The sequence below is a fragment of the Martelella sp. FOR1707 genome, from assembly GCF_053484265.1.
In genome coordinates, this window is the sequence record NZ_JBAKFP010000004.1 from 262,991 (window position 1) to 282,149 (window position 19,159).

At 60.7% G+C, this 19,159-nt stretch carries 17 protein-coding genes; 8 read left to right on the forward strand and 9 right to left on the reverse strand.

The window, feature by feature from the left end; genetic code table 11:
• Window positions 1–12 precede the first annotated feature (12 nt).
• The gene (locus V6765_RS12625; protein ID WP_448429268.1) at window positions 13–2,688 is read right to left on the reverse strand and encodes a nitrate/nitrite transporter; all 2,676 of its coding nucleotides are present in this window, start codon (window positions 2,686–2,688) and stop codon (window positions 13–15) included.
• A gap of 242 nt (window positions 2,689–2,930) precedes the next feature.
• On the opposite strand from V6765_RS12625, the gene V6765_RS12630 reads away from it, so the two are divergent.
• The gene (locus V6765_RS12630; protein WP_448429270.1) at window positions 2,931–3,632 is read left to right on the forward strand and encodes a helix-turn-helix domain-containing protein; all 702 of its coding nucleotides are present in this window, start codon (window positions 2,931–2,933) and stop codon (window positions 3,630–3,632) included.
• A gap of 69 nt (window positions 3,633–3,701) precedes the next feature.
• Here V6765_RS12630 and V6765_RS12635 read toward each other — a convergent pair whose 3' ends face one another.
• On the reverse strand, window positions 3,702–4,391 hold the full coding sequence (locus V6765_RS12635; RefSeq protein WP_448429272.1) for an NnrU family protein: 690 nt from the start codon (window positions 4,389–4,391) through the stop codon (window positions 3,702–3,704).
• A gap of 467 nt (window positions 4,392–4,858) precedes the next feature.
• On the opposite strand from V6765_RS12635, the gene V6765_RS12640 reads away from it, so the two are divergent.
• The 3 genes from V6765_RS12640 to V6765_RS12650 all read left to right on the forward strand — a co-directional run bounded on the left by V6765_RS12640 (window position 4,859) and on the right by V6765_RS12650 (window position 7,256).
• Window positions 4,859–5,974 carry a hypothetical protein gene (locus tag V6765_RS12640; protein WP_448429274.1) on the forward strand — a complete coding sequence of 372 codons (1,116 nt, stop codon included), beginning with the start codon at window positions 4,859–4,861 and terminating at the stop codon, window positions 5,972–5,974.
• 197 nt (window positions 5,975–6,171) lie between these two features.
• Complete coding sequence (locus tag V6765_RS12645) at window positions 6,172–6,600, forward strand: hypothetical protein (protein ID WP_448429276.1); 429 nt, start codon at window positions 6,172–6,174, stop codon at window positions 6,598–6,600.
• A complete protein-coding gene (locus tag V6765_RS12650) occupies window positions 6,597–7,256 on the forward strand; it encodes a hypothetical protein (RefSeq protein ID WP_448429278.1) in 660 nt (219 codons plus the stop codon). The genes V6765_RS12645 and V6765_RS12650 overlap by 4 nt, the downstream gene beginning before the upstream one ends.
• A gap of 179 nt (window positions 7,257–7,435) precedes the next feature.
• On the opposite strand, the gene V6765_RS12655 is transcribed toward V6765_RS12650, so the two are convergent.
• The 3 genes from V6765_RS12655 to V6765_RS12665 form a co-directional block, all read right to left on the reverse strand.
• A complete protein-coding gene (locus V6765_RS12655; protein WP_230722243.1) occupies window positions 7,436–7,576 on the reverse strand; it encodes a hypothetical protein in 141 nt (46 codons plus the stop codon).
• Between the two features lie 121 nt (window positions 7,577–7,697).
• Window positions 7,698–9,029 (reverse strand): dGTP triphosphohydrolase, encoded by a 1,332-nt coding sequence (dgt, locus tag V6765_RS12660; protein WP_448429280.1) that lies wholly within the window; start codon window positions 9,027–9,029, stop codon window positions 7,698–7,700.
• 73 nt (window positions 9,030–9,102) lie between these two features.
• The gene (locus V6765_RS12665; RefSeq protein ID WP_230722241.1) at window positions 9,103–9,744 is read right to left on the reverse strand and encodes a J domain-containing protein; all 642 of its coding nucleotides are present in this window, start codon (window positions 9,742–9,744) and stop codon (window positions 9,103–9,105) included.
• Window positions 9,745–10,125: 381 nt separating this feature from the next.
• On the opposite strand from V6765_RS12665, the gene V6765_RS12670 reads away from it, so the two are divergent.
• The 3 genes from V6765_RS12670 to proX all read left to right on the forward strand — a co-directional run bounded on the left by V6765_RS12670 (window position 10,126) and on the right by proX (window position 13,407).
• The gene (locus V6765_RS12670) at window positions 10,126–11,361 is read left to right on the forward strand and encodes a quaternary amine ABC transporter ATP-binding protein (protein WP_448429283.1); all 1,236 of its coding nucleotides are present in this window, start codon (window positions 10,126–10,128) and stop codon (window positions 11,359–11,361) included.
• 19 nt (window positions 11,362–11,380) lie between these two features.
• On the forward strand, window positions 11,381–12,292 hold the full coding sequence (locus V6765_RS12675) for an ABC transporter permease (RefSeq protein WP_448429285.1): 912 nt from the start codon (window positions 11,381–11,383) through the stop codon (window positions 12,290–12,292).
• Window positions 12,293–12,402: 110 nt separating this feature from the next.
• Complete coding sequence (proX, locus tag V6765_RS12680; protein ID WP_448429287.1) at window positions 12,403–13,407, forward strand: glycine betaine/L-proline ABC transporter substrate-binding protein ProX; 1,005 nt, start codon at window positions 12,403–12,405, stop codon at window positions 13,405–13,407.
• 67 nt (window positions 13,408–13,474) lie between these two features.
• On the opposite strand, the gene V6765_RS12685 is transcribed toward proX, so the two are convergent.
• The 3 genes from V6765_RS12685 to V6765_RS12695 all read right to left on the reverse strand — a co-directional run bounded on the left by V6765_RS12685 (window position 13,475) and on the right by V6765_RS12695 (window position 17,012).
• Complete coding sequence (locus tag V6765_RS12685; RefSeq protein WP_448429289.1) at window positions 13,475–14,950, reverse strand: MFS transporter; 1,476 nt, start codon at window positions 14,948–14,950, stop codon at window positions 13,475–13,477.
• Between the two features lie 199 nt (window positions 14,951–15,149).
• Window positions 15,150–16,376, reverse strand: a complete 1,227-nt coding sequence (locus V6765_RS12690) for an aminotransferase-like domain-containing protein (RefSeq protein WP_448429291.1) — start codon at window positions 16,374–16,376, stop codon at window positions 15,150–15,152.
• A gap of 174 nt (window positions 16,377–16,550) precedes the next feature.
• The gene (locus V6765_RS12695; RefSeq protein ID WP_448429293.1) at window positions 16,551–17,012 is read right to left on the reverse strand and encodes an Lrp/AsnC family transcriptional regulator; all 462 of its coding nucleotides are present in this window, start codon (window positions 17,010–17,012) and stop codon (window positions 16,551–16,553) included.
• Window positions 17,013–17,101: 89 nt separating this feature from the next.
• Here V6765_RS12695 and V6765_RS12700 point away from each other — a divergent pair, with 89 nt between their 5' ends.
• Complete coding sequence (locus tag V6765_RS12700) at window positions 17,102–18,055, forward strand: threonine ammonia-lyase (RefSeq protein WP_448429295.1); 954 nt, start codon at window positions 17,102–17,104, stop codon at window positions 18,053–18,055.
• Window positions 18,056–18,137: 82 nt separating this feature from the next.
• Here the strand turns inward: V6765_RS12700 and ilvC are convergent, their stop codons facing one another.
• Window positions 18,138–19,157, reverse strand: a complete 1,020-nt coding sequence (ilvC, locus tag V6765_RS12705) for a ketol-acid reductoisomerase (RefSeq protein ID WP_448429297.1) — start codon at window positions 19,155–19,157, stop codon at window positions 18,138–18,140.
• Window positions 19,158–19,159 lie beyond the last annotated feature (2 nt).

Genomic DNA, 19,159 nt, shown 5'->3' on the forward strand with positions numbered 1-19,159 from the left:
TGTTTCGGGCGATTAGCAGGGCACCGGCGCGTTGCGGCGGGTGTAGTAGAAGAAGGTCAGCGCGGCGCAGATGACGTAGAAGATGCCGAAGCCCCACAGCGCCATATCCGGTCCGCCGGTCATCGAGATCGAGGTGCCGTAGGATTTCGGGATGAAGAATGCGCCGTAGGCGGCAATCGCCGAGGTGAAGGCGATAATCGCCGCGCTCTCGCGGTCCGTCTGCTTCTGCAGCGCGCCCGCATCCAGTTCCGGCATCAGGCGGGGCACTTCCTGGCGCATGATCGCCGGGATCATCTGGAAGGTCGACGCATTGCCGACGCCGGTGAGGAAGAACAGCGCCATGAAGCAGGCGAAGAAGGCCCAGAAATTGCCGCCCGCTCCGTCCTGCGGCAGGAACTGCAGCACGCCGACGACAGCCACGAACATGCCGACGAAGGTCCAGAAGGTCACCCGTCCACCGCCGAAGCGGTCGGAAATCCAGCCCGTGCCCGCCCGGCTCAGCGCGCCGACAAGCGGGCCGAGGAAGGCATAGGAAAGAGCGTTGACCTCGGGGAACTGGGTTTTCATCAGCAGCGGGAAACCCGCCGAGTAGCCGATGAACGAGCCGAATGTGCCGGTATAGAGAATGCACATGATCCAGTTGTGGAAGCGCGAGAAGATCACCGCCTGATCGGCAAAGGAGGCCTTGGCCGAGGCAATGTCGTTCATGCCGAAATAGGCGGCGATGGTAGCCGCGATGATGAACGGCACCCAGACGAAGCCGGCATTCTGCAGCCACAGCCGTCCGCCATCGGTCAGTGCCTGCGGTTCGCCGCCAAGCGCGCCGAACACGCCCATGGTAATGACCACCGGCACCAGGAACTGCATGACCGAGACCCCGAGATTGCCGAGACCGGCATTCATGGCCAGCGCATTGCCCTTTTCGGCCTTGGGAAAGAAGAAGCTGATATTGGCCATGGACGAGGCGAAATTGCCGCCGCCGAGCCCGCACAGAAGCGCCAGAACCAGGAAGATGAGATAAGGCGTTTCCGGGTTCTGCACGGCATAGCCGATGCCCATGGCCGGCAGCAGCAGAGACGCGGTCGAAAGCGTGGTCCACAGCCGTCCGCCGAAGATCGGCACCATGAAGGAATAGAAGATCCTGAGCGTGGCGCCCGAAAGCCCCGGCAGCGCCGCCAGCCAGAAGAGCTGGGCATCGGTGAATTCAAAGCCGATGGCGGGAAGCCGCGCGACCACGACCGACCAGACCATCCAGACCGAAAAGGCCAGAAGCAGCGCAGGAATGGAGACCCACAGATTGCGCTTGGCGATCTTCCGCCCGGTCTGTTCCCAGAAGGTTGCGTCTTCCGGGTTCCATTCCGTCAGCGTCGCCGCCGACGTCTTCGGCGTCATGCCTTCGAATTCCGGAAGTTCCGGCAAGGTGTCGGTCGTCGTCCGGTTGCGGCGCTCCATCTGCCGGATGGAAAGATGCATCCATGTCAGGGCGACGAGCACCAGCACGAACAGGAAGGCGAAACAGGTGGTGTAGACGCCGGTCAGGTCCAGGAGCGTGCCGAACACAATCGGCAGGACGAAGCCGCCGAGCCCGCCGATCATGCCGACGAGACCACCGACCGAGCCGACATTGTCGGGATAATAGACCGGGATATGCTTGTAGACCGCCGCCTTGCCGAGGCTCATGAAGAAGCCGAGACAGAAGATCATCAGCACGAAGGCGCCGAAGCTCATCGCGGTCGTAAAGATGATGTCGCCACCCTTGGCGTGGATCGTGTAGCTGGTCGGCGGATAGGACAGCATGAACAGCAAGAGCAGCGCAAAGCCGAATGTCCAGTACATCACCGAGCGCGCGCCGAACCGGTCCGAGAGATGACCGCCATAGGCGCGGAACAGGCTAGCCGACAGCGAGAAGGCTGCCGCCGCCATGCCCGCGGTGCGGATATCGACGCCGTAGACATCGACGAGGTAATGGGGCAGCCACAGCGCCAGCGCGACGAATGCGCCGAAGACGAAGAAATAGTAAAGCGAGAAGCGCCAGACCTGCAGGTTCTTCAGCGGCGCGAGCTGGGCCGCGACCGTGGTGGCCTTCGCGCCGGAGCGGCGGCGGGCTTCGAACACCGGATCATGTTTGGAGAACACAAAGAAGATGACGGCAATGGCGGCAAGCGCGAAGGCCCAGACATTGGCGACCGCCTGCCATCCGAAGGCCACCATGACGAAGGGCGCGCCGAATTTTGTCACCGCCGCGCCGACATTGCCGGCGCCGAAAATGCCAAGCGCCGTGCCCTGCTTTTCCGGCGGATACCAGTGCGAGACATAGGTGACGCCAACCGCGAAGGAACCGCCGGCAAGGCCGACGCCGAGGGCTGCGAGCAGAAACAGCGGATAGGTCGTGGCGCTGGTCAGGAGAAAGGTCGCCGCGGCGGCCAGCAGCATCTGCAACGGAAACACCAGCCGCCCGCCATATTGCTCGGTCCAGATGCCGAGCATCAGCCGCGACAGCGAGCCGGTCAGCACCGGCGTTGCCACCAGTATGCCGAACTGGGTTTCGGAAAGGCCGAGTTCACCTTTGATCTCGACCCCGATGATGGCGAAGATCGTCCAGACCGCGAAACAGACCGTGAAGGCCACAGTGCTGAGACCAAGCGCCCTGCGCTGGTCTTTCCGCGAAACACCGTCAATTGCAGACATGACTTGCCCCCTAAGGCTTAAGCGGTAGACCGCTCATTGGAAATTCTGCCTGAGAGCTAGAGGGATTGGGAGGCGCTCGAAGTTGACCTAAGTCAAGCTTGACGGGTGGCGCGGGACAAACAAGAATTGCGCGTGAAATTGCCTTCCCGCGCTGAAATCATCGTCAAATCGGTCTGTTGCGGATGCCGTTCGTTGCTGCTAAATTTATCAATCGAAGACACGAAAAAAATCAAGGCACAGTGATGCGGTCATCCGATTTGCCACAGGTGCGGGCACTTAGCCTGTTCAACAGCATGGACGAGGAAAATTTCGAGGCACTGATGCAGGCGGCCTATCTGCAGACCTTCCCGCCGCAGCTCGATCTCGTGCATGAAGGCGACCCAGCGGATTTTCTCTATGTGGTCATCGAAGGTTGCGTCGAGCTCTACGCCAATGCCAACCGGCGCGAGGCGACGATGGCGATGGTGCATCCGGTCAGCGCCTTCATCCTGGCGGCGGTTTTGAAGGATGCGGTCTACCTGATGTCGGCGCGCACGCGGGCGCGCTCGAAAATCCTGCTGATCCCTTCGGAAAATGTCCGCTCGATCTTCGAGCTCGACGACGCCTTCGCCCGGGCCATGGTGCTGGAGATGGCCGGCAGCTACCGCTATGTCATCAAGGAACACAAGGGCCTCAAACTGCGCAGCTCCGTCGAACGGCTGGCGAATACGCTGCTGCGCCAGGACCATGAATTCGGCGACGGCTCCGGCACCTTCGACCTGCCCTACGACAAGCGCACGCTCGCCTCGCTGCTCGGCATGACCCCGGAAAACCTGTCGCGCGCCTTCAACACGCTGAAGCCCTACGGCGTCGAGGTCGACGGCACGACGATCCGGCTCACCGACATCAAGGCGCTGAAGACCCTTGCCAAGCCCACGCCGCTGATCGACGATCCCAAGACCTGACGCTCTGTTTATCACGCCTCGATAGCCTGCGACGAACGCCGCCAGAAAACGGCGTCAGCGCGAGCATGCTCAAAGCCAGGCCAGCGGGTCGACGCCGATCAGCAGGCGATGGCCCTGCAACAGGAACCAAACATAGAAGGCAAGCCCAAGGCCGGACCAGAACCAGAAGCTTCGATCCCCATGCGGATGCGCGCGCCCTTCGATGATCGCCAGAAAAGGCACGATGGAGGTTTGCGCATGGACGGCCGTCCATTCGACATCGCCGAGCCGGCGCCGCGCCCGGCGATCGAGCACCGGTATTCCGGCAAACGCAAGCAGCCCCATGCCGCCAAACAGGATCAGCGAAACGACATCCCCGTTCGGCGGGATGTGCGCCAGTGCCCAGATCAGGAAACCGACCAGCACGGGGTGGCGGGTTATGGCGATGATCGTGCCTTGCGCGCCCGTCTCACTATTCCGTCGGAAGGTAATCGAAACCCGGTTTTGCGCGGCAAGACCTGCTGCGATGAACCAGAAGGCGAACGGCATCGCCAATATCGGAACAAGAGCCTGCCACGGCGCGGGATACCAGAGGTAAATCAACGGCGCCTGCCGTGCCGCAATGATGATCCAGATCAGAAGTAGGGTCGAGACAGCGGAATAGAGGGTGAGATAGACTCGACGTCCGAAGAAGGCGATCAACCGGGCGCGCACGGGCGGCGCCGGCGGGACCACATGGGCCAGCAGGAAAGCAAAGATCGCGAGCAGAAAATTCGTCATGCCTTGGTCCCGTCTGCTGACGAACGATAAGATTCGTCTGCGATATATGATAATCGCGACGGCAGGAAAATACCCGCATGCGGCATGTCTTCCCTGATCCGCCGCTGTAGAGGACCAGACAACCTTTCCGACGCATCAAGGGTCCCCACCGCTCGATCGGCCAGGCTTGGAAAGCTCATCCAAAACGGCATAGAAATTGCGGGCCCACGTAAACCTCCGTCAATTTCTACCTTAAGTTGCGTTTTCTGTAGACAATCTTAGGTTGTAGTATATAGTTTCTGATGTGCGGTAGAAGGACCTCTTCTAGCGCGAACTTTATCGACCGGTAAAGCCGATGGGAAGCCACAACATCCAAGGATGACCGCTCCCTACCCTAAAGAAATTATGCAACTTTAAACTGCATCTTGATATCCGCCCTCCAAACTGCCTTTGGCGAATGCAATTGAAACAGAACAAGGAGAAGAAGCATGCCAACGAAAGCCGGAAACAAACCCGACGCGCCTGTGATTTCGCGCTCCACCACCAAGAGCATCGCCGGCAGAGAGACCACCGCAGGAACGGTCGTCAATGTCTTCAAGTCCGGCGATGACAAGACGCCGGTCTCGAGCGAACCGGCAACCGTGAAAGACGGCGCCTGGATTCTTTCGCCGGACAAACCGCTCACTGTTGGTGATATGGTCTACGCCGAGGCTTACATAGTGCAACCCGATGGCACCCTGGGTGAGCCTTCCGGCCCGTCCGCAAACCATAGCGTCACGGAGTCCGGCGGAGCCGACAAGCCGGTCATCACGATCTATACCGGACTGTATTTTGCCGGACTGGAAGGAACACCCGGCACGTCGGTGAATGTCCTCAACGTGAACAATCATCTCAAGAGCGTAATGAAGAATCCGGTTCCTGTGGTCAACGGCGCCTGGAGCATGGTTGCCGACAATTTTCCGGTAGACGCTGGCGATACGGTCTTTGCTTACGCCTATATGCCGGGACCGGACGGCGTGCCGAGGGTGGCTTCGGGGCCCTCTGAAGCCGTAATCGTAGACCCCAAAGCCATCGCGCCGATTCCGCCGGAGATGGATGACGTCTACGTGGATCACGCTACTGTCAGCGGAACCACTTATCCCAACACCTATGTCAATCTCAGCTTCTCGGGCAGCGCGGGCGGCGGGGCTACGTTTCCCCCGGTCTTTTCCGCAGATGGCAATTGGTCGGTTGAGGTAGGTCCCAGCGTGCCGAGTGATGCAACCTTCAGCGCGACCGCAAACTACCCCGGCGGCATCGCTTCTGAACCATTCATAAGAGCGCTAGGGCATTTTGAACCAGGGCCGGTCAACATTACCGAGGTCGGCTTGCACCAGATGTCGGGCGAGGCTCCGCAATCGGGCCAGCATATTCTGGCGTGGCGGTCGAGCGATGGAAAGAAGATCGTGGACCACCTCATGCAGGGAAGCGGCACGAACTTCGTCGCCTCCTATCTGGACAACATGACGCTGGCCTCGGGCGACTTTCTGAATGTCGTCGCCGCATTGCCGCAATATGGATCGATGACGCCGTTTTCATCGGCGCCGGAAGGCTATCCTAAATAGCGACGGGGAGCGTGCAGCCGACACTCGGGAGCGTCCTGTTAACCCCGGGACGCCTCCACTTCACCAAGGCACGAGCCCTCGCCTCCAATCTGGATCGAGCCATCCACCCAAACTGCAAAATACAACTTACAGTTATTAAAGGCGGAAATGCACTCAGTATTCGCAGTTTGAATCTTTACAGCCAAAGGAGAAGTAAAATGGCCCAAAAATCATTGACTGCACCCGCTACTCCCGACATCACAACGTGCACGACAACATTGATCGCGGGAACCGAAGCGACGCCCGGGACAAAAATCCAGCTCTATAACTTGAGCAGAGGTCGCAGACCGGTGGCTGATCCGCCAATAGTGCACAACGGTCAATGGAGCGCAGTTCCCGATCGGCTGCTCATCAGCCTTGGCGACAAGATTGAGGCGCAGGCCTACTTTATCGGCACAACCATTACCTCAAACCCGATCTGGAAGACAGTAGATGATGAGCCTGCCAAGCCGGTCATTACTGTCTTCACCCCTGAATATTTCGCCGGCACGGAAGCGAACCCGGGCACTGCGATCTTGCTTACCAACCTGGACGATGGCAGGACGTTCCCGCCCGGTGGAATTATCGTCCCACCGAACGGAGAATGAGCTTCGTTGCGGAAAACCCCGCGGCAAAGGTCGGCGACAAAATCTCCGCCCAAGCCTTTCAGATTACGAATGGCGAACTCGGAATTAGCTCCGCCCCTTCGGACCCTGTTGTTATAGGCGATTGCGACGTCGTGCCGGTGCCGCCGGAAATCGAAGGGATTTCCGGTTCTATGGTCACCGGGACAACCTCGCCGAACACTTATGTCAAGTTGACAGTCTCGGGCGCCACGGGACACCCGAGGGGATATGGACCGGTTTTCTCTGCCGATGGCATGTGGTCGCTCGATATCGGGACAACAAGCCTCGCGCCCGTGACGACCCTGCTCGCGACCGCGAACTATCCGGGCGGCGAATTGTCCGATACCTATGTCAAACAACCCGCCCGAACGCCGCAATATGAAGCGCCTGTCATCACCGAGGTTGGCGCGAGCCAGGTTTCCGGAACGGCCGCGGCACCGGACCAGCAAATCATGGGTTGGCGCTCGAGCGATGGCAAGAAAATCGTCGACCTAAAGATGAACGGAACAGGTCTGAGCTTCGAGGCCCCGTATCTGGACGGAAAAATTCTGGAGGAAGGCGATATTCTTAATCTCGTCTCCTGCTATCCCGTCCAGTCCTCTATGACGCCTTATACCAAGAGAATCAGGAAACTATAAGGGATCACCGGCCTGCGCGGGATACCCCCAAGGCCGAAAAAACAGCCGGCGACATCACATGTCGTCGGCTGAGCACCCCGCCCTAACAGAATATAATCCAGTTAGAGACCACGCCAGCCGGAAGGCGGCTGCGGTGGAAACTGTGCAAGGCGAAACTGCGTTTGCCGGCAAAGCTCAAATCAGCGGAAAGTGTCGGGAAAGCGACGACGGGCTTCAGCGCGCAGTTCATGGTAGTCGTTGTAGACGACGCCAAGGCCGTGCATGAAACGGACCAGGGGATTGCGCTGGTTGCTGGCTTCACTCTTACGGGTGGTTTTCATCTTCATATCCTCATCTTGGCGTTGTTGAGTCCAAGATAGTGATTTATTGCCGGTCAGGTATGGGGGCCGACGCAGCCCAGCATTGCGCTGATGTGATAGCTGTCGCGGAAAAGACGCGCGGCTATCGCGAGATCATCTCCGCGATCTTCACGGCATAGCGGTCGGTCATGCCGGAGACGTAGTCGGCGAGCGCGTGGAGCGCGCTGTAGGGATCGCGGGCGTGGCGCAGGTCCATGCCCAGCGCGCGCTGCAATTGCCTGGGATAGCCGTCGATCCGATCAGCCTGCCAGTCGGCCGCAGCGAGTGCGTCGGCCACCGGCAGAATGCCGTCGAGAATGCGATGGACCAGGTTGCGGCCCATGACCTCAAGCTCGGTCTTGCGCGGCGAGGTGAAGATGCGCTCATTCGCCAGACTCTCGATCGCGGCGAAGTTCTCCGCCTGCGCCGAGGCGCTGACCAGCGCGCCGGCGAACCTGCCGCCCATGATCGCCTCATAGTTTTCGGCAAAGGCACCGCTGCACGCTTCGAAGGCCTTGCCGATCGCGACCGCCCGCAACACGGCGATCTTCTCGGCCGGCGTGTCGCCGCGATCATCCTTCGGCGAAAAGCCCGCAATCTCGGCAAGAAGCGGCGCGACGTCGCCATAGCCGAGATCTCCGGTGGTGAAGGCATCCTCGAGATCGAGAATGTTGTAGCAGATATCATCGGCCGCCTCGACCAGCAGAACCAGCGGATGGCGCCGCCACCAAGTCGCCGAGGCATCGCCCGCGATCAGACCGGTGCGGGCGGCGACGGCCTCCAGCTCGCCGCGCTCGCTTTCGAAAACGCCGAACTTCTTCAGCCCGCCATCATGGACGGCGATCGATTTGCGCACCCGCGCCGTAACCGGATATTTGATGAACGCGCCGAGCGTGCCATGGGTCAACCGCATGCCGCCGGGCCGGTTCATTTCCAGCCGGGTGAGGATGCGGAAGCCCTGGGCATTGCCCTCGAAGGCTTCAAACTCCTCGGCAAAACACCCTTCACGGTCGGCAAACAGCCCCTCGCCCCGGTCGAAGCGCTCGGCAAACCACGCGCCGATCGCCGCCTCGCCGGAATGGCCGAAGGGCGGATTGCCGATGTCGTGCGCGAGACAGGCGGCATGAACGAGGCCGGCCACAATTGCCTGCCCGCCCTTGGCAATCTTGCCCTCCTCCTCAAGCCAGTAGCCGACCTCCAGACCGAGCGAGCGCCCGACGCTCGCGGTCTCCACGCTGTGGATCAGCCGGTGATGGATGTGGTCGTGATCGTAGAGCGGGTGAACCTGGGTCTTGTTGGCCAGCCTGCGGAACGGCGCGGAAAAGGTGATCCGGTCGGCATCCTGATCAAAGGCCGGGCGGCGGGGCGAGGCTTTACGGTCGGGACGGTAGAGCGGTTCCAGGTCGAGCAGCCGCGACCATTCCATTTCAGACATTTCGGTATCCCCCGGCAGCGTGTCCCTGCCCGTTATTCTCAAGCCCTGTTCCGCGGGCCACACTCAGCAGCCCCTATTCAGCGGCCTTGTCCTGCGCGGACTTGTCTTCCAGACGCTGCCCGGCGGCATCCTCCGCTTCGCCGTCATGTTCCATCTCATAGGCATAGCCTTCAAGCATGACATAGGCCTGCTCGATCGCCTCGATCTGAGTTTCGGCGTTGCGGATTGCCTCGGCGATCGATTCGCTGCGCGCCCGCAGCATGGAGCCCAGAACGTCGGAATTGCCCTTGTCGCTCTTGCGCCGCGCGAGACGCGCAAGGTGTTTGCGCACCCGCGCGCGATGGCGCTCCAGCTCCAGGATGTGGAAGCGGCTCTTCAAAATGTCGTCGGAAAGCTTGCGCCGCATCGCGGCGACCGGATCGAAACTGCCCGGCTCGCGCTCGTCGAGGATCATCTCGTTGACCAGCGGCTCGAGCAGAAGCACGCCCTTGAGATCCTTGGCGTCGGCCAGTTCGGGATCGTAGCCGGTATCGTCATAGACCTTGCGGCGCACCGGGTCCTTCAAAAGGTCATAGGATGCCTGAAGGCGGGCGAAGCGCTCGCCGTCGCCGCCGCTGTCGGGATGCGCCTCCTTGGCAAGCCGCCGGTAGGCCGCGCGCACGGTCTCGCTATCGCAATCGCGATCTATGCCCAGCACTTCATAGGGGTCGATCAAACCGTCACCCGTTTCATCCCGTTCAACAACGCCTCATGGACTAGCGCGCCAGCACCCGCTGTTCAAGGCGAAAGACGGTTGAAATGCGCGCAAATTTCGCGCATCGCGCTCAATCCGGACTGTTTTCCCGCAAGGGCACTTTGTGGCCGCAAATTTGACATTCGGGCGTCCAAATTCTACACATCAGCCGTGCCGTTGACGAACGCCGTCTTCGGCAAGCCTCCTTTATTGCTTATCTGGAGGCCCGAGCGACGCCGCCTGAGGCTTCGCATGCCCGCCCCCATGCGGGATCATCGTCCGCACGCAATCCTCGCGTTTTATCGCGTGCAAGCGCTGGCAAAAGCGCTGGACAAACCGATGTCCGCCGGAGAAGGAACAAGTATGAGCGTCAAACTGACCGCTAAAAACGTGTCGAAACTGTTCAATGACGACGATGGCGAAGGCGCGCGACGCCTCGCTGCTGGCGAAAGCAAGGAAGATATCTTCAAGGCAACCGGCGTCACGGTCGGGATCGACAACGTCAGTTTCGACGTCAATGAAGGGGAAATCTTCGTGATCATGGGGCTTTCCGGCTCCGGAAAATCGACGATCGTTCGCACGCTCAACGGCCTGATCCCGCCGACCTCCGGCCAGATCATCATCGACAATGTCGACGTCGCCTCCTGCGACAAGGAAACGCTGCGCGATGTGCGTCGCAAGAAAATCACGATGGTTTTCCAGCACTTCGCGCTGTTTCCTCATAAAACGATCATAGACAACGTCGCCTTCGGCCTGAAGCTCAAGGGCATGGGCAAGGAGGAGCGCCACAAGGCCGCACGCGAATCTCTCGCCAAGGTCGGGCTCGAGGCCTATGCCAACAGCTATCCGAGCCAGCTTTCCGGCGGCATGCAGCAGCGCGTGGGCCTTGCCCGCGGCCTTGCCAATGATCCCGAAATTCTGCTGATGGACGAACCGTTCGGCGCGCTCGACCCGCTGATCCGGCGCGAAATGCAGGACGAGTTGGTGGTTCTTCAAAAAGAATTGAAGAAGACCATCGTCTTCATCACCCATGACCTGAACGAAGCCATGATCCTCGGCGACCGGATCGCGATCATGAAGGACGGCGCCTTCGTCCAGGTCGGCACGGCGCAGGAAATCGTCTCCGAGCCCGCCGATGACTATGTCCGCGCCTTCGTCTCCGATATCGACCGCAGCCGGGTCTTCAAGGTCTCCGACATTTCCCGCGATGCCGCATGGGTGAAGGTCGATTCGACCACGGCCGATGCGCTTGCGGTGATGGACAAGGCCAAGTCCGACCTCGCCTATGTCGTTGAAAAGGGCGTGCCGGTCGGCCTTCTGATGCGCTCCGACGCGATGGAAGCCCAGCGCACGAGCCCGGTTCGCGACGTGATGTATGCCGAACCGCCGACCGTTTCGGAAGAGTCCTACCTGAACGAGGTCTATGGCGCGGCGCAGGCCGGCGTGCCCATGGCCGTGACCGATGACGACGGCAAGCTTGTCGGCGTCGTCGATCAGGAAGCGATCTTCGAGCAGCTCGCCGCCGATACGGAGGAGCCCCCTCCACAACTCGCCGAAGAAGAAGCCAAGAAGCAGGCCGGCCAGCCGGCCAGCGAATAAGTCGAGAGGGAGCTAGACCATGTTCGATCCATCACAGTATTTCACCATTCCCTTCGACGCCTGGGTAAACGATTTCGTCCGCGGCTTTCTGGTGCCGAATTTCCGGCCGTTCTTCCGCGCGCTGCAGGTGCCGGTCAACCAGGTGCTGATGGCGCTTGACGGGTTCCTGGCCTTTATTCCGATGCTGGTGCTGACGGCGGTGTTCGCGCTGCTTGCCTGGCGCATCGTCGGCAAGACCATGGCAATCGTCACGATTGTCGGCTTCCTGTTCGTCGATCTCATCGGGCTGTGGCCGGAAACGATGACCACGCTCGCCATGATCCTGACCTCGGTGTTCTTCTGCACCATCATCGGCGTGCCGGTCGGCATTCTCGTCGCCCGCAGCGACACGATGTGGAAGATCGTTCGGCCGATCCTCGACGTGATGCAGACGGTTCCAAGCTTCGTCTATCTCGTGCCGATCGTGATGCTGTTCGGCGTCGGCATGGCGCCGGGCATCATTGCCACCATCATCTTCGCGCTGCCGCCGATCATCCGCATGACCAATCTCGGCATCCGCAATGTGCGCACCGATCTGATCGAGGCATCGGAGGCTTTCGGCGCGACCTATTCGCAGACGCTGTTCGAAGTTCAGCTCCCGCTTGCCATGAGAACCATCATGGCGGGGTTGAATCAGACGCTGATGTTGGCCATGTCAATGGTTGTCATCGCAGCGCTTATCGGCGCGGGCGGCCTTGGACAGGTCGTCAACACTGGCCTCGGCCGGCTTGATGTCGGTGGTGCTACCGCCGGCGGCGTCGGGATTGTGGTTCTTGCCATCGTGCTCGACCGCATCACCCAGGGCCTCGTCGAGCCATCGGACCCCAACCGGATGACGTTCCGTCAGGCGTTGGGTACGCTTTTCAGCGGTCAGAAAAAGGCCGCCGAATAAAACGAAGGCGTCCATCCGGACGCTTTCTGAAAGGGATCTCCAATCCCGTCGCCAAGGCGGTTGCCCGCAACAGGGCAAGCGCCGCAACACGAAGAAACGGAGAAACGCTCATGAACAATCTCACCAAACTGACCGCCGCCCTCATGCTTGGCGCCGCCAGCATCGTACCCGCCACTGCCGCCTTCGCGCAGGAACCTGGCGATGGCAAGACCATCAAGATGGCGCAGGCCGACTGGGATACCGGCTGGTTCCAGGCCGAAATCTACAAGCAGATGTTCGAGGATCTCGGCTACAGCGTAACCGGCCCGATGACGCTCGGCGCGTCCGCCTTCTATCAGGCTGTGTCGCAGGGCGATGTCGACCTCTGGGTCAATGGCTGGTTCCCGCTGCACGAAACCTACAAGCCGACCTTCGAAGGCAAGGCCAAGGTTGACGGCGCGGTCGCCAAGGGCGGCGCGCTTCAGGGTTATCTCGTCGACAAGGCCGCGATCGAAGAATTCGACATCAAGACGCTTGACGACTTCAAGCGCGACGAAGTCAAGGAAGCCTTCGACCGCAACGGCGATGGCAAGGCCGATCTGGTCGCCTGCCCGCCCGGCTGGGGCTGCGAGTTGACGATTTCGAAGCACATGGAAGAGTTCGACCTGGGTGACGACATCAACCCGATCAAGGCCGGCTACTCCGCTTCGATGGCCGATGCGATCGCCGCCTACCAGAACGGCGAGCACATCCTTTTCTACACCTGGACCCCGAACTGGACTGTTGACCAGCTTTCGCCGGGCAAGGACGTGATGTGGATTGAAGTGCCGCAGAAGGAAGGCGTCGAGCTGCCGGCTCCGGCCAAGGGTCTCGACACCTGCGTCGCCGATCCGTGCTACATGGGCTTTGTCGCCAACGACATCGTTCCGGTCGTCAATGACGAATTCATCGCCGACAACCCGGCCGTCGATGCGCTCCTGAAGGAAGTATCGATCCCGCTGGAAGACATCTTCGCCCAGAACTCGAAGATGAACAATGGCGACGACGACGTTCAGGCGCAGGCCACCGAGTGGATCAAGAACAACCAGGACATGGTTGACGGTTGGCTCGAAAAGGCCCGCGAAGCCGCTGGCTGATCGGTCTTGATTGACTGAAATGAGGAGCCCCGGCCTTTCGGCCGGGGCTCTTTTTTAGGCTTGACGCTCAGGAAGCGTCGAGGCTGATACCCTTGGTCTCGATGCGGAAGAAGAAGGTCACCAGAGCGCCGACAAGCGAGGTCGCCACAAGGGCGTAGAGCAGCGCCGTCGTGCCGATATCGGCGAGAAGGATCGGGAACAGGAAAGCCGTGAGGCAGGCCCCGATCTTGGCGAAGGAGGCCGCGAACCCCGCCCCCGTTCCCCTTATCTGCGTCGGGAACACCTCGCCCGCGATCAGATAGGTCTGCGCGTTGGGGCCGAGATTGGTCATGAAGTTGAACAACATGAAGCCGGTGAAGATCAGCGCGGTCTGTGTCGCACCGCTGTAGGAACCGGCCTGGGCGGCGATGAACAGGCCTGCGGCGCACCCAACGAATCCGAATACCTGCAACCTGATCCGCCCGATCCGGTCAGCGAGCAGGACGGCGGCGACAATGCCGACCAGCAGAAGCACATCCAGCAAAGCCGTGCCCTTGGCGGCGATCAGGTCGTTATGCACGAGATCGGCGATGTTCTGGGCATGCTGGCGTTGGTGCCCCACGGTGGCCGCCAGGATCGTCGGCGTGAAGATGCCGATCCCATAGGTGCCGAGATCCTGCAGGAACCAGGGCACGGAGGCCAGGATCAGCGCCCTGCGGTTCCGGTTCTGGAACAGGCCGCGATAGCCGGTCGCATGCGGCTTGCCCTCGCGCTTTTCCCGGCGACCATTGATGGAGATCGTCTTCGGATAGAGCGGCTTGCGGCGCAGCAGCTTCTGCAGTTCCGTCTCGGCGGCCCGCTCCCGGCCGCTGACGGCCAGCCAGTGCGGGCTTTCGGGAATGAAGAACCGACCGACAAAAACCGCGAGCGCCGGAATGATCGCACAGCCATACATCCAGCGCCATGCGCCCACGGACGGGTCGAGCGTGAGGATGACATAGCCGAGAACCGTGCCGAACAGCGCGCCGACGGCCTGAAACCCGAAGGCGGAAAGCACAAGCCCGCCGCGCGTGCGCGATGGCGTGCTTTCGGAGATCACGAGATGAGCGGTGGGGTAGTCGCAGCCAAGGGCAAGCCCCATGCCGAACAGGCAGACAATCAACCATGAGAAGTTTGGCGTGAACACGATCATTGCCAGAAAGGCGATGAAAAGCCCGATCTCGAAGATGAATACCCTCTTGCGCCCGAAGCGATCCGAAAGGCTGCCAAGCGCGCTCGCGCCGATCAGAATGCCGAACAGCGAGGCCGAGCCAACCATACCGTGCTGGGCGGCATTGAGACCGAATTCCTTCGCGATCAGAGGCATGGCGACGCCGGTCATGAAAACCACAAGCCCCTCGAAGAACTTGCCGGCGACCGAAAGGCTCCAGATCCGCCACTGCATCGCCGTCATCTGCGGCGCCGGCGCTGCCGTGCCATCCGCCCAATACGGGTGCTCGTCGATATAGTGCTGGACGCTGTGGCCGCCTGCCGTCGTCCGCATTTCCTTGTCTACCACATTCATCACAATCCCTTCCCTGCCGGACGCAATCCACTGCGACAACAGTCGTAATGACGCCGGTTGAGACTTTGATGACAATACCCGAAATACGGGCCCTGGATTGGAGGGATGATGTGGCGCGAGGACGAATTGAACAGAAAAAGAGGCCCGACGTTGAGCGCCGCGCCTCTTTCTGACTGAACGTTTTTTCCTGCTGCCCTTGTCAGGCGGCGGCTGCGAGTTCGCTGCCGATCAGCGCGCCCAGCCGGCGCATGCCCTCATCGATGGCGGCAGGCGCCGAGCAGGAGAACGACAGGCGCAGATGGTTCTTGCCGCTGCCGTCCGCGTAGAACGCATTGCCGGGCACGAAGGCCACCTTGGCCTCCTTGAGCGATTCCTTCAGCAGCGCGGCGCTGTCGATATGCTCCGGCAGCGTCACCCAGACGAACATGCCGCCCTGTGGTTTGGTCCAGCTCACGCCATCGGGCATATGCCTGGCGAGCGCATCCAGCATGGCGTCGCGACGCTCGCGATAGACGGCGATGATCTTTTCTGCCTGGGCGTCGAAACCGGCTTCGGCAACGCGCGCGACCGCCATCTGGTTGATCGTCGGCGAGTGCAGGTCGGCGGCCTGCTTTGCCAGCACCAGCCGGCGGATGACCGGCCGCGCCGCGCAGACCCAGCCGACGCGCAGGCCCGGCGACAGCGTTTTCGAGAAGCTGCCGCAATAGAGCGTGCGCGTGTTCTCGATGCCGCCGGAACGCGCGCAATCCATCGCAAGCAGCGTCTGCTGGCGCTCGCCGTCAAAGCGCAGCGCCCGGTAGGCCGCATCCTCGATAACGGCGATATCCAGCTTATCGGCGATGTCGAGCAGTTTCTCGCGCTCCATCGGCGTCAGGCATTCGCCGGTCGGGTTGGCGAAATCGGCCGAGAGATAGGCGAATTTCACCCGACTGCCGGCCTCGCTCGCCGCCTTCGCGTAATCCTCCGGCGCGGTGTTGCGGGAAAGGTCGAGCCTGTCATAGCGCGGCTCATAGGCATTGAAGGCCTGCAGCGCGCCGAGATAGGTCGGCCACTGCACCAGCGCGGTATCGCCCGGCGACAGCATCAGCTTGCCGAGATAATCGAGCGCCTGCTGCGAGCCGGAGGTGATGAAGATATTGCCGATATCGGCGTTGATGCCGCGCGCATTCATGCGCTGCACGATCCATTCGCGCAGGCGCGGATAGCCTTCGCTAACGGAATATTGCAGCGCCTGCCCGGCTTCCGAACTGCCGAGAATATCGGAATAGGCCTTTTGAAAATCGGCCGCCGGAAACAGCGCGGGATCGGGAATGCCGCCGGCGAACGAAATGATGTCCGGTTGGTCGAGCAGCTTCAGCAGTTCGCGTATTTCGGAGGCGCCCATCCGTTTGGCGCGTGTGGCGTAAATCGCTTCCCAGTCAAGCATGGGGGTTTCCTCAAACGTCTTTTTTGTGCCGGGAAGATCAACACAGCACGGGATTTAAGTCAATAATACTGACCTATTTTTCGGCAATAAATGCGCTGGTAACGGCAAACTGGCGTAATTTTCGGTCTCCAAGACCAGCAACCCCGTAATTTTATGCCGGCTCCCCTACATCAACTAGTCGTAAACCGGCAGTCGCAGCGAGTGCTTGATTGTTTTCAGCGAAACCATGCTCTTGTATTTTCGCACCACCGATTGCTGCTCATGCATCAGCCTGTCGATAAAGGCATTGTATTCCGCCAGGTCCCGCACCGCCACCAACAGCACATAGTCGGCGTCGCCGGTCACATACCAGCAGGATTGAACCTCGACCGCGCTGTCAAGCCATTTCTGGAACTGGTCAAGCGTGTGGCGATATTCATTTTCGATTTCGAGCTCGACCAGAATGGAAAGGTTTCTGTCAACCGCCTTTGGACTCACCACAGCGACGATGCGATCGATTACACCTTGCCGCTTCAGGCGGGCAATCCGGCGCTCCACGGCCGAAGTAGAAAGGTTGATGCCCTCGGCGATCGCTTTGGCGGGTAGGTCCGCGTTGTCCTGAAGCAGAAAAAGAATGTTGCGGTCAATCTCATCCATGGCGTCTCATCCCCATTTGGTGCGGATTTTCCGCGTCATTACTTCAAAAAAAGCGGTTTTTAGGTGATCCATAGGGGTATCATCTAGCCATGACAAAGCAAACAAAACCTTCAGCCGCCCGGATCGAGAACGCCTTGAAGCGTATCGATCCGATATTCCTCAACTCGCCGCTGTTGCGGACCGAGACGCAAGACTTCCTGCTCCTCGCCAAGGATGAGACCACAAATCCAATCCTGAGCTTCAAGGGTCGCGGCACCAGTAATTTTCTAGCGTGGCTGGAGCCAGATGCTCCGCCGCTGGTCACCGCCTCAGCTGGGAATTTCGGCCAGGGGCTCGCCTACAACGCCGCACGCACCGGACGGACGCTCACCGTCTTCGCAAGTATCAACGCCAATCCGCGCAAGATCGAGGCAATGCGCCGTTTCGGCGCGGAGGTCATTCTTGAGGGCGAGGATTTCGATGCGGCCAAGGCCTCAGCAAAGGCCTACGCGACAGCAAACGCCCTGCTTTTCGTCGAAGACGGCGCATCCGCCGCCATCGCGGAGGGCGCCGGCACGATCGCAGCGGAGCTGACGGGCGGGTCCGACGATATCGACGTCATCTTCGTACCCTTGGGAAACGGAGCGCTCGCCGCCGGTATCGGCTGCTGGTTCAAGGCAAGATCGCTAAAAACACGGGTGGTTGCCGTCGCCGCCAGAAACGCCCCGTGCATGGCTTTGTCCTTCGAAGCGGGAGAGCCGGTTTCAACGGCCTCGGCGGATACGATCGCCGATGGGATCGCGATTCGCGAGCCGGTCCCCCAGGCCGTCGGATGGTTGCAGGACACGGTCGACGAAGTGGTTCTGGTGGATGATGAGGCGATATTGGAGGCCATGCGGTTTGCGCGACAAAGCTGGAACCGCCTTGTGGAACCTGCAGGCGCTGCCGGATTGGCTGCCGCCCTTGTCCAGGCGGACCGCCTGAAAGGCAAATCCGTGGCCACGCCTTTGTGCGGTGGAAACCTGACCGATGCCCAGATCGCTTCATGGTTTCCGGCAGGCTGAAAATACAGAGCGGGCGCCAGTCAAAAAAAGTCGGAGGGTCACACCCCTCCGACTTCATTGTCATGGCTCAAATGCGACGCGCTTAGTTGCGCTCCTTATCGACCAGCGCGCCCTTCTTGATCCAGGGCATCATGCCGCGCAGCTTTTCGCCGACTTCCTCGATCTGGTGATGATCGTTGACGCGGCGGGTGGCCTTGAAGCGGGCCGCACCCGAATGCCATTCCTGCATCCACTCGCTGGTGAAGCGGCCGGTCTGGATGTCCTTCAGCACGCGCTTCATCTCGGCCTTGGTCTCTTCGGTGATGATCCGCGGACCGGTGACATATTCGCCCCACTCGGCCGTGTTGGAAATCGAGTAGTTCATGTTGGCGATGCCGCCTTCATAAATCAGGTCGACGATCAGCTTCACTTCGTGCAGGCACTCGAAATAGGCCATTTCCGGGGCGTAGCCGCCTTCGACCAGGGTTTCGAAACCGGCGCGGATCAGCTCGACCAGACCGCCGCACAGAACAACCTGCTCGCCGAAAAGGTCGGTTTCGCACTCTTCCTGGAAGGTGGTCTCGATGATGCCCGAGCGACCGCCGCCAACGCCGGACGCATAAGACAGCGCAACGTCAAGCGCGTTGCCGGACGCGTCCTGGTGAACGGCAACGAGGCAGGGTACGCCGCCGCCCTTCTGGTATTCGCCGCGCACGGTGTGGCCGGGGCCCTTCGGCGCGATCATGATGACGTCGACGGTCTTCTTGGGCTCGATCAGGCCGAAGTGAACGTTGAGGCCGTGGGCAAATGCGATCGCCGCGCCGTCGCGGATGTTGGGGGCGATCTGGCTGTTGTAGATACCGGCCTGCAGCTCATCAGGCGTCGCCATCATCATCAGGTCGGCCCAGGCAGCGGCTTCCGCCACGGTCTTGACCTCGAAGCCATCGGCTTCGGCCTTCTTGGCGGTCGCCGAACCCTTGCGAAGGGCGATGGCGACGTTTTCGGCGCCGCTGTCCTTCAGGTTCAGCGCATGGGCGCGGCCCTGCGAGCCATAGCCGATGATCGCGACCTTGCGGCCTTTGACGAGATTGAGATCAGCATCCTGATCGTAGTAAACACGCATTG

Excerpts from the sequence above, each read along its gene's own strand:
- V6765_RS12625 (WP_448429268.1), bottom strand. The coding sequence starts at position 2,688 with ATGTCTGCAATTGACGGTGTTTCGCGGAAAGACCAGCGCAGGGCGCTT.
- V6765_RS12630 (WP_448429270.1), top strand. The coding sequence starts at position 2,931 with ATGCGGTCATCCGATTTGCCACAGGTGCGGGCACTTAGCCTGTTCAAC.
- V6765_RS12635 (WP_448429272.1), bottom strand. The coding sequence starts at position 4,391 with ATGACGAATTTTCTGCTCGCGATCTTTGCTTTCCTGCTGGCCCATGTG.
- V6765_RS12640 (WP_448429274.1), top strand. The coding sequence starts at position 4,859 with ATGCCAACGAAAGCCGGAAACAAACCCGACGCGCCTGTGATTTCGCGC.
- V6765_RS12645 (WP_448429276.1), top strand. The coding sequence starts at position 6,172 with ATGGCCCAAAAATCATTGACTGCACCCGCTACTCCCGACATCACAACG.
- V6765_RS12650 (WP_448429278.1), top strand. The coding sequence starts at position 6,597 with ATGAGCTTCGTTGCGGAAAACCCCGCGGCAAAGGTCGGCGACAAAATC.
- V6765_RS12655 (WP_230722243.1), bottom strand. The coding sequence starts at position 7,576 with ATGAAAACCACCCGTAAGAGTGAAGCCAGCAACCAGCGCAATCCCCTG.
- dgt (WP_448429280.1), bottom strand. The coding sequence starts at position 9,029 with ATGTCTGAAATGGAATGGTCGCGGCTGCTCGACCTGGAACCGCTCTAC.
- V6765_RS12670 (WP_448429283.1), top strand. The coding sequence starts at position 10,126 with ATGAGCGTCAAACTGACCGCTAAAAACGTGTCGAAACTGTTCAATGAC.
- V6765_RS12675 (WP_448429285.1), top strand. The coding sequence starts at position 11,381 with ATGTTCGATCCATCACAGTATTTCACCATTCCCTTCGACGCCTGGGTA.
- proX (WP_448429287.1), top strand. The coding sequence starts at position 12,403 with ATGAACAATCTCACCAAACTGACCGCCGCCCTCATGCTTGGCGCCGCC.
- V6765_RS12685 (WP_448429289.1), bottom strand. The coding sequence starts at position 14,950 with ATGAATGTGGTAGACAAGGAAATGCGGACGACGGCAGGCGGCCACAGC.
- V6765_RS12690 (WP_448429291.1), bottom strand. The coding sequence starts at position 16,376 with ATGCTTGACTGGGAAGCGATTTACGCCACACGCGCCAAACGGATGGGC.
- V6765_RS12695 (WP_448429293.1), bottom strand. The coding sequence starts at position 17,012 with ATGGATGAGATTGACCGCAACATTCTTTTTCTGCTTCAGGACAACGCG.
- V6765_RS12700 (WP_448429295.1), top strand. The coding sequence starts at position 17,102 with ATGACAAAGCAAACAAAACCTTCAGCCGCCCGGATCGAGAACGCCTTG.
- ilvC (WP_448429297.1), bottom strand. The coding sequence starts at position 19,157 with ATGCGTGTTTACTACGATCAGGATGCTGATCTCAATCTCGTCAAAGGC.